Genomic DNA, 8,510 nt, shown 5'->3' on the forward strand with positions numbered 1-8,510 from the left:
TCAGGCGGCCTTTTCGGCGGGCGCGTCGGCGGGTGGGGCCTCGGTGGCGGGGCGGCCTCCGCCGACCGTGGCGCGGGCCAGGGCGGCGAGATATTTCATGTATTCGAGGGTCATGCGGCGGGCGGTGACCGCGGCCTTCCACCAGCGCGAATTGTCCAGCGACGGCGTCTCGACCGCATAGGGGGTCAGGCGGACGCCCGGGGCGGCCGCCCGGATCTCGGTCAGGGCGCGGGGCATGTGATAGTCGGAGGTCACCACAATCAGACTGTCATAGCCCTTGGCGTCGGCCCAGGCGGCGATCTCCTGGGCGTTGCCCAGGGTGTCCTCGGCCTCGAAGCCCAGGTCGACGCAGCAGTTGAAAAGCTTGTTCGAGCCCGGCGTCAGGGCGCGCAGTTCCTGACGGCGGACCTCGCGGTTGACGCCCGAAATCAGGACGCGTTCGCCCTTGTCCTGTTCCAGCAGGCGAATGGCGGCGTTGACGCGTTCGGCGGACGGACCGGTCAGGGCGACGATGGCGTCGGCGCGCTCGGGCTCGGGCGCGGGCGTGAAGCCGCGCACCCGATCGGCGAAGGCGAACAGGCCGATCGCCCAGATCAGCGCCAGAATCGCGATGAAAGTCAAAAACTTCATGCGGTTAACCTAGTGACGCCCCTTCAATCGCGCCAGCGCCGTGAAGCGCGCTGCCGCAAGCGCCACCGTAGCCGCCAGCAAGGGGCATGGCGAGAGGATCAGGACGTCGGTCCACATCAGCGGCAACGCGGGGGTAACGCCTTCGGCCCCACCGAGAAACCGCAGGCCCGCGACCAGGATCATGGCCACGGCGGCCCCGATGCCGCCCGCGACCGCCGCCACAAGGCCGTAGCGGACCTGATAGAGGGCGGCGATGGCGCTGTCGGACGCGCCGTTGAGGCTGAGGGTCTCGATCACTCCGGTCTGGGCGGCCATTCCGGCGCGGGTGGCGTAGGCCACGGCGGCCCCCGCCGCGCCCGCGGTCAACAGGAAGGCCGCAAGGGCCAGGACGGTGATCAGGGCGGCCGACCGCTCAACCTCGCCACGCCACAGGCTGTGATCGTCGACGGTGGCGTCCAGCCCGGCGGAGGCGAGGGCGCGGCTGAGACTGACGGCGCTGGCGGGGCCCGCCTTGTCCAGCCGCACGGTGACCAGATGGGGGATGGGCAGGTCGGGCAGGACGGCGTCGCCGAGCCAGGGCCGCAACAGGGCTTCGGCGGTCTTGCGGTCCATGGCCTCGGCCTCGGCCACGCCGGGGACGCCGGCCAGGGTCTCGGCGGCGCGGGCGGCGGCCTCGGCGCCCGTCTCGCCGACGCGGGGGCGGACCTGGACGGTGGCCTCGGACCGCAGTTGCCGGGCCCAGCCGTGCGCCGCGCGGTCGGCGGCGACCGCGCCCACGGCGGACAGGCAGGCGAGGAAGCACAGGACGGCGATCAGCGAGGCCAGCCAGCGCTCGCCGCCGGCGTCGCGCGGCAGCAGGGACGCGCGACGGGAGAGCAATCGGCGGATCACGTCTCGCCCCCGCTCAGGCGTCCGCCGGCGAGGCGCAGGACCGTGGCCCCCGACCGTTCTGCGAGGGCCTCGTCATGGCTGGCGATCAGGACGGTGGCGCCCAGTTTGTTCAGCGACTGGAACAGTTTCAGCAGCCGCTCGCCCATTTTTGCATCGACGCTGCCGGTCGGTTCATCGGCCAGGATCAGGTCCGGTCCGGCCACCACGGCGCGGGCGATGGCCAGCCGCTGCTTCTCGCCGCCCGACAGCGAGGGCGGCAGATCGTTCATCCGGTCGCCCAGACCGACCCAGTCCAGCATCTCCTCCACGTCGGTGGCGTAGTCGACCTGCCTGCCGCCCGCGAGCCGCAGCGGCAGGGCCACGTTCTCGAACACCGACAGATGGTCCAGCAGACGGAAATCCTGGAACACCACGCCGATGCGGCGGCGGAAGTCCGGCAGGGCCCGGCGGGGCGCCATGGTGGCGTCCTCGCCGAACAGATGCAGGGTTCCGACGTCAGGTCGCTGTTGCAGGGTCAGCAATTTCAACAGGGTCGACTTCCCCGCGCCGGACGGCCCGGTAAGGAAGTGGAAAGAGCCCGATGGCAAGGTGAGGTTAACGTCCCGCAGCGCGCGGTGCGTCGCCGCATAGCCGAAACCCACGCCGGACAGGCGGACGGTGTCGGTCGCGGGGGCGGATCGTGTGGCGCGGCGGGGCTGGACGGACATCGATTTTGGGTCAGGACGCGGTTTCGAACCGCGACGGGAGGGGGCGAAGAGCCTCGCAGTCAGCCGACATGATACTGACCTGCCCGTCCTGCGCCACCAGCTATTTCACCCCGGATGAGGCGATCGGGCCCGGCGGCCGCACCGTGCGCTGCAAGGACTGCAAACACACCTGGCGGGCCACGCTTGACGAGCCGCTGGAGCTGTCCGTCCCGTCGAAACCGGTAGAGGCTTCCAGTTTCGCGGCGCGCGACGAGCCTGAAACCGAATCGCTGGCCGAAACGCCCGCCCCGGAACTGCCCCGCGCCTTCCGCGCCCGCGCCGAACAGCAGCGCCGCCTGCGCCGCGCCGCGACCCACGGCGTGGTCTGGGCCGGCATCGCCTCGGGCTTCGCCGCCCTGCTGGCCAGCGCCTGGCTGTTCCGCGTCGAGGTGGTCGAAATGGCCCCGCGCGCGGCCCAGGCCTATGCCGCTGTCGGTCTGACGGTGAACCCCACGGGTCTGGATTTCGAGGCCATCAGCGCCAGACCCCTGCCCAGCGATCCGGGCAAGGTGCTGGTCTCTGGAGCCTTGCGGAACGTGCGCGACAACGAGCGAACCGCCCCGCCGGTGCGGGTGGCCCTGCTGGACGCCCAGGGCGCCGAGATCGGCCACGCCGTGGTGCGCATCGACGCCGCCCCCGTGCTGCCGGGCAAGGTCCAGGGCTTTGCCGCCGTGATCGCCGATCCGGGCGCGCGCGGTCAGGGCATCGGCGTCGACTTCGTGCTGGATGCGCCCGAAGCCCGTCGCGAACCAGCGCCCGCCGCGCCGGTCCGGGCTGACACCAGCCGTACAGCCCCCGCCGCCGTCCCCGAGCCCGCCCTTCGCGAGCCGGCGTCCGCGCCATTGCACGAAGCCGGCGCCGGCGGCCTGCGCCCGGCCCTGTCGCCGGATTCCCCGGCGCCGATGAACATGCAGCCGATCGACGCGATCCCGGTGGTGGACACGCATGGGGTCGAGGCGGTATCCGCCTCGAATGGCTGAGACCCCCAGGCCCACCGTTCTTCTTCCCGAAGCCGAGGTTCAGCGCATCGTCGCCGAACTGGCGGCGCAGATCGCTCCCGTCATTGATGATGAGACCGTCGCCGCCGTCCTGCTGACCGGCGGCCTGTGGTTCGCGGCCGACCTGACCCGCGCCCTGTCGCGTCTGGGCCGCAACGTCCGCTTCGACGCCCTGTGGCTGGCCTCCTATGGCGACGAGAAGGAAAGCCGCGGCCGTATCGACGTCTATGCGCCGTTCCAGCGGCCGGTCACGGGCCGCCGCGTCCTGATCATCGACGATGTCTTCGACACCGGCCTGTCGCTGGCCGAGGCCGTGCGGATCGCGGGCGAGGCCGGCGCGTCCGAGGTGCTGACCGTCGTCTTCGCCAAGAAGCCCTGGCCCCTGCCGCGCGCGCCCGAGCCGGACTTCGTCGGCTGGGAGGCGCCGAACCGGTTTCTGGTCGGATACGGGCTGGACCACGCCGGCGCCCTGCGGGGCCTGCCGGACGTCTGCGCGCTGGACTAGAGCCAGTCGGCCCGGGGTTCGCGGGCCAGCATGTCTTCGTAAGTCGGCCGCCCACGGACGATCGCCCAGCGGTCGCCATCGATCAGCACTTCCGGGACCAGCGGTCGTGAGTTGTACTCGCTGGCCAGCACCGCCCCGTAGGCGCCGGCCCCCATGAAGGCGACCAGATCGCCGGCCCGCAGCGGCGGCGACAGCCGGTCGCGGGCGAAGATGTCGGTGGACTCGCAGATCGGTCCGACAAGATCATAGGCCACGGGTTCGCCGTCACGCGCGCGCACCGGGACCAGGTCGTGGAAGGCGTCATACAGGGCCGGTCGCATCAGGTCGTTCATGCCGGCGTCCAGCACGGCGAAGCGGCGGCCGTCGCCGCGTTCGTTGATCTGGATGACGCGGCTCAGCAGGACGCCGGCGTTTGCGGCCAGCAGCCGGCCGGGCTCGAACGCGGCCTCGACGTTCAACCCCTCCAGCACGCGTGCGGCCATGGCGACATAGTCGGCGATCGACGGCAGGTCTGACTGGCCATGATAGGGCACGCCGAGACCGCCTCCGAGGTCCAGCCGTGACACCGCCAGCCCCTGGGCCCGCAAGTCGAGCGTCATCGCCTTCAGGGCGCGGAAGGCGGCCTCCAGCGGCGCCAGGGTCGTGATCTGGCTGCCGATGTGACAGGCGAGGCCGAGCGGCGTCACATGGGGCGAGGCGGCCGCGCGGGCGTAGAGGGCCGGGGCGTCGGCGAAGGGCACGCCGAACTTGTCTGTCGCCCCGCCCGTGGTGATCTTCGCATGGCCCCCCGCGCCGACGTCGGGATTGACCCGGATGGCGATCTCAGGCGCCGCACCCTTGCCGGCGGCCACGGCGATCAGCCGGTCCAGTTCGACGGCGCTCTCGATATTGATCTGGCGCACGCCCGCCTCGATGGCGAAGGCCAGTTCCGCATCGGTCTTGCCGACGCCCGAGAAGACGATCCGGTCTCCGGGAACGCCAGCCTTCAGCGCCCGCCGGATCTCGCCCTCAGACACGGTATCGGCGCCGCAGCCCAGCCGCGCCAGGGTCGCCAGCACCGACAGGTTGGAGTTGGCCTTGACCGCGAAGGCGATCAGGGCGTCTCCCAGCGCGCCGGGATGGGTGTCCGCGGCCTCGCGCAGCAGGGCGTAATGCCGCGTCAGGGTCGCGGTCGAATAGACATAGACGGGCGTGCCGACGGCTTCGGCCAATGCCTCCAGCGGCACGCCTTCGGCGTGGAGCGCGCCGTTGATCCGGTCGAAATGGTGCAAGAGCCTAGTGGTTCGGCTGGGCGCCCGGGCCATTGTAGGGGCTGCTCGGACCCCCGTCGATCGGCTGGGTGCTGGGTGGACGGTAGACGGTGGCGGGCTCGGGCAGTCCGGGCGCCCGGCCGTCGCGCTGGCTGCGCTCGGTCTTCTTCGCGGGCGGGGCCTCGAGGTCGGCCATGCGGCCGCAGCCGGCGGCGGAGAGGGCGAACAGGGCGAGGACGCCCAGGCTGACGATCTGTTTCATCCCAATCCCCTACGCGAGACGCGTCTTCCATTCGGCGATGCGCGCGCGGACCTGTTCCGGCGCCGTGCCCCCGAAACTCTGGCGGCTGGCGCAGGAGGCCTCAGGGGTGAGCACCTTGTAAACCGCTTCCGTGACGCCCGCTTCAAGCGATTGCAGTTCGGCCAGGGGCAGTTGCGACAAATCCACGCCCAGCGCTTCCGCCCGCTTCACCGCGGCGCCGGTGACATGGTGCGCCTTGCGGAATGGCAGGTTCAGCTCGCGCACCAGCCAGTCAGCCAGATCGGTGGCGGTCGAGAAGCCGGAGCCGGCGGCGGCGCGCATCCGCTCCGTGTCGGGCTGGAGCGCCGAGACCATGGCCGTCATGGCGCCCAGCGCCAGGGTCAGGGCGTCGAAGGCCTCGAACACCGGCGGCTTGTCCTCCTGCATGTCCTTGGAATAGGCCAGCGGCAGGCCTTTCATCACCGTCGACAGGGCGACCAGCGAGCCCATGATCCGGCCCGTCTTGGCCCGCACCAGCTCGGCGGCGTCGGGATTGCGCTTCTGCGGCATGATCGACGAGCCGGTGGTCAGGTCGTCGGGCAGGGTGGCGAAGCCGAACTGGGGAGTCATCCAGACGACGATCTCCTCGGCCAGCCGCGACAGGTGGCCGGCGGCGATCGAGGCGGCGGCCAGACTCTCGAGCGCGAAGTCGCGGTCGGACACGGCGTCCAGCGAATTGCCCATGGGCCGGTCGAAGCCCAGTTCCGACGCCGTCATGTGCCGGTCGATGGGGAAGGGCGATCCGGCCAGGGCCGCGGCCCCCAGCGGGTTCTCGTTCATCCGCCTGCGGGCGTCCGCGAAACGACCGGCATCGCGGCCGAACATCTCGACATAGGCCATCAGATGGTGGCCCAGGGTCACCGGCTGGGCCGGCTGCAGATGGGTGAAGCCGGGCATCAGGTCGCCGGCGTGCTGTTCCGCCCGGACCAGCAGGGTGGACTGCAGCCCCTTCAGCTGTTCGATCGCCCGGTCGCAGGCGTCGCGGACCCACAGGCGGAAATCAGTCGCCACCTGATCGTTGCGGCTGCGGGCGGTATGCAGCCGGCCCGACGGCTCGCCGATCAGCTCGGCCAGCCGCGCCTCGACGTTCATATGGATGTCTTCGAACTGGTCGCGGAACGGGAAGGAGCCGTCGCGGATCTCTCCCTCGATGGCGTCCAGCCCGTTCAGGATGGCGTCGGCGTCCGCCCGGGTGACGATGCCGCGCGCCGCCAGCATGCGGCAATGGGCCCGCGATCCGGCCAGATCCTGGGCCCACAGACGGCGGTCCACGCCGATCGAGACGTTGATCGCCTGCATGATGTCGGCGGGCCGGGCCGAGAAGCGGCCGCCCCACATGTCTTGACCTTCCGCGTTCGGTTCGGCTTTGGTCGGGGCGGGGGACGTTGGATCGGACATGAAGGTCTCGAAGTCGGTTCTGGGCGTGTTGGCGGGCGTGCTGCTGATCGGCGTGATCGGCGGCGCCGCGCTGCTATACGCCAAACCCGGCGCGATCGACAAAGCGCCCGCGCCGGCCGCAGCGAAAAGCGAGCTGGGTCGGTTCGCCCGCGGCTCGATCGCCTCGCTGGAGACGCCGGCGGTCCTGGAACCCGCACCGGCCTATGTGTTCAAGACGCGCGACGGCGCCGACGCGCGGCTGGCGGACTTCCGCGGCAAGGTGGTGGTCGTCAACGTCTGGGCCATGTGGTGCCTGCCCTGCCGTACCGAGATGCCGACTCTCGCCCGTCTGGCCGAGGTCTATGCGGGGCAGGATCTGGTCGTGCTGCCGGTCAATGTCGACAATGAGGCCGACAAGATCGCCGACGCCAGGAGCTTCATCGACGTGCACGAGCCCCTGCCGCTGTACAGCGATCCGAAATTCCAGCTGCCGTTCGAACTGCCCGGCAAGGGCAAGATGCCCCAGACGGTCCTGCTGGACCGGCAGGGCCGGATACGCGCCCATTTCTCGGGCGAGGCCGACTGGGCCAGTCCGGAAGTCCGCGCCCTGATCGACGCGCTTCTGGCGGAAGGACGCCCCGCCGCCGGGTGATCGCCGATGGCCGGGCGCGGAAGGGTCAGTTGCCGCGGGTGTCGGTGGCGGTCTCGACCTTCTGATCGTCGGCCTTTTCCGCCAGCTTGTCGGTCGCCTCGTCGACCTCCTGCGCCACCTCCCCGGCGCCCGCGGCGATGGCCGAACCGACCTGTACCGCCTCTTCCTTCAGCGCGGAACCGGCCTCTTCGGCCGCCTCGCCCGTGTCGGCGGCGGCTCCGTTGGCGTTGGCCTGGGCGTTGTCCTGTTCGGCCTGATTGCAGGCCGCGAGGCTCAGGGCGGCGATGGCGGCGAGCGTGATGGTCTGGATGCGCATGGGAATCCCCTCCGGCGTTGAACCTTGGCGATAAACGCGGCGAACCGGGCCCGGTTGCACCTCCGACCGCCCCACTAGGACGCGGCGTCGCCCCAGACCGCACGCAGCCGCGCCGCCCGGCCGCAGAACCGGCTGTATCCCGCGTAGCGCTCGGGGTTCAGCCGGGCGAAGTCCTGATGATTGGCCCCGGCCGGCCAGAAGCGCGCGGCGTCGCGCACCGGCGTCACGAACCGCGCGCCCCCGATCCGCGTCGCGGCGGCGCGGCGCGAGGCCTCGGCGGCGGGCTTCTGCGCTGCGGTAGCGAAGGCGGCGGTCGCATAGGACGGGCCCTGGTCGCAGAACTGGCCGTCTGGATCTGTGGGGTCGATGGTCAGCCAGAACCGGTCGACCAGCTGCCGATAGGTGACGCGGGCCGGGTCGAAGGTGACCTGCACCGCCTCCAGATGTCCCGTTCCTCCACGCACCACCTGCTCATAGGTCGGCGCCGCGCCGCGGCCGCCGGCGAAACCCGATACGGCCGAGACCACGCCGGGCATGTGTTCGAAACTGGCCTCCGTCGACCAGAAACAGCCACCGGCGAAGACGGCGACCTCCCGCCGGCCGCTGTCGCGAGCCTGGAGCGCGGACGCGGAGGGCGCGCTCTCGGCCGGGTCGCCCGGCGAACAGGCGGCGATGGCGAAAAGGACCAGGCTGGCAATGGCGCGACCCGACATGGGCGATCTCCGGCGGCGCAGACGGCGCCCTGTCCGGAACATACGACCTCGGCCCGGTCGCGGTTTCAAGGCGCTCCAAAGCAAAAACCGCCGGCCCTCTTTCGAGGACCGGCGGCTGTTGTTGTCTGGCC

General features: G+C 71.1%; 11 protein-coding genes. 3 read left to right on the forward strand and 8 right to left on the reverse strand.

The features are described from left to right. From PSV23_RS10195 to PSV23_RS10205, 3 genes are read right to left on the reverse strand one after another with little or no spacing between them, the layout of a single operon-like run. Positions 1-630: a YdcF family protein gene (locus PSV23_RS10195; RefSeq protein ID WP_300468512.1), complete on the reverse strand. Its 630-nt coding sequence runs from the start codon at positions 628-630 to the stop codon at positions 1-3. Positions 631-639: 9 nt separating this feature from the next. Next, positions 640-1,521: an ABC transporter permease gene (locus PSV23_RS10200; protein ID WP_300468514.1), complete on the reverse strand. Its 882-nt coding sequence runs from the start codon at positions 1,519-1,521 to the stop codon at positions 640-642. After that, positions 1,518-2,228 carry a cell division ATP-binding protein FtsE gene (locus PSV23_RS10205; protein WP_300468516.1) on the reverse strand — a complete coding sequence of 237 codons (711 nt, stop codon included), beginning with the start codon at positions 2,226-2,228 and terminating at the stop codon, positions 1,518-1,520. Before PSV23_RS10205 ends, PSV23_RS10200 begins: the two co-directional genes overlap by 4 nt. Positions 2,229-2,296: 68 nt before the next feature. Between PSV23_RS10205 and PSV23_RS10210 the strand changes: the two genes are divergently transcribed. Then, entirely contained in the window at positions 2,297-3,247 is a 951-nt protein-coding gene (locus PSV23_RS10210) for an MJ0042-type zinc finger domain-containing protein (protein WP_300468518.1), read from the forward strand. Beyond that, positions 3,240-3,770, forward strand: coding sequence for a phosphoribosyltransferase (locus PSV23_RS10215; protein WP_300468520.1), 531 nt, complete (start codon positions 3,240-3,242; stop codon positions 3,768-3,770). The genes PSV23_RS10210 and PSV23_RS10215 overlap by 8 nt, the downstream gene beginning before the upstream one ends. On the opposite strand, the gene lysA is transcribed toward PSV23_RS10215, so the two are convergent. Genes lysA through argH form a run of 3 tightly spaced genes read right to left on the reverse strand, consistent with a single transcriptional unit; the run spans position 3,767 to position 6,659 of the window. Next, the gene (lysA, locus tag PSV23_RS10220; protein WP_300468522.1) at positions 3,767-5,041 is read right to left on the reverse strand and encodes a diaminopimelate decarboxylase; all 1,275 of its coding nucleotides are present in this window, start codon (positions 5,039-5,041) and stop codon (positions 3,767-3,769) included. The genes PSV23_RS10215 and lysA overlap by 4 nt on opposite strands. Before the next feature lie 4 nt (positions 5,042-5,045). Continuing rightward, a complete protein-coding gene (locus PSV23_RS10225) occupies positions 5,046-5,282 on the reverse strand; it encodes a hypothetical protein (protein ID WP_300468524.1) in 237 nt (78 codons plus the stop codon). Positions 5,283-5,291: 9 nt separating this feature from the next. Continuing rightward, complete coding sequence (argH, locus tag PSV23_RS10230; RefSeq protein WP_300468544.1) at positions 5,292-6,659, reverse strand: argininosuccinate lyase; 1,368 nt, start codon at positions 6,657-6,659, stop codon at positions 5,292-5,294. A gap of 58 nt (positions 6,660-6,717) precedes the next feature. Between argH and PSV23_RS10235 the strand changes: the two genes are divergently transcribed. Continuing rightward, the gene (locus PSV23_RS10235) at positions 6,718-7,350 is read left to right on the forward strand and encodes a TlpA disulfide reductase family protein (RefSeq protein ID WP_300468526.1); all 633 of its coding nucleotides are present in this window, start codon (positions 6,718-6,720) and stop codon (positions 7,348-7,350) included. 25 nt (positions 7,351-7,375) lie between these two features. On the opposite strand, the gene PSV23_RS10240 is transcribed toward PSV23_RS10235, so the two are convergent. Then, positions 7,376-7,666 carry a hypothetical protein gene (locus tag PSV23_RS10240; RefSeq protein WP_300468528.1) on the reverse strand — a complete coding sequence of 97 codons (291 nt, stop codon included), beginning with the start codon at positions 7,664-7,666 and terminating at the stop codon, positions 7,376-7,378. A 74-nt stretch (positions 7,667-7,740) separates the two neighbouring features. Continuing rightward, positions 7,741-8,379 carry a peptide-methionine (S)-S-oxide reductase MsrA gene (gene msrA / locus PSV23_RS10245; protein WP_300468530.1) on the reverse strand — a complete coding sequence of 213 codons (639 nt, stop codon included), beginning with the start codon at positions 8,377-8,379 and terminating at the stop codon, positions 7,741-7,743. Positions 8,380-8,510 lie beyond the last annotated feature (131 nt).

This window comes from Brevundimonas sp., from assembly GCF_029946145.1.
Classification (GTDB): domain Bacteria; phylum Pseudomonadota; class Alphaproteobacteria; order Caulobacterales; family Caulobacteraceae; genus Brevundimonas.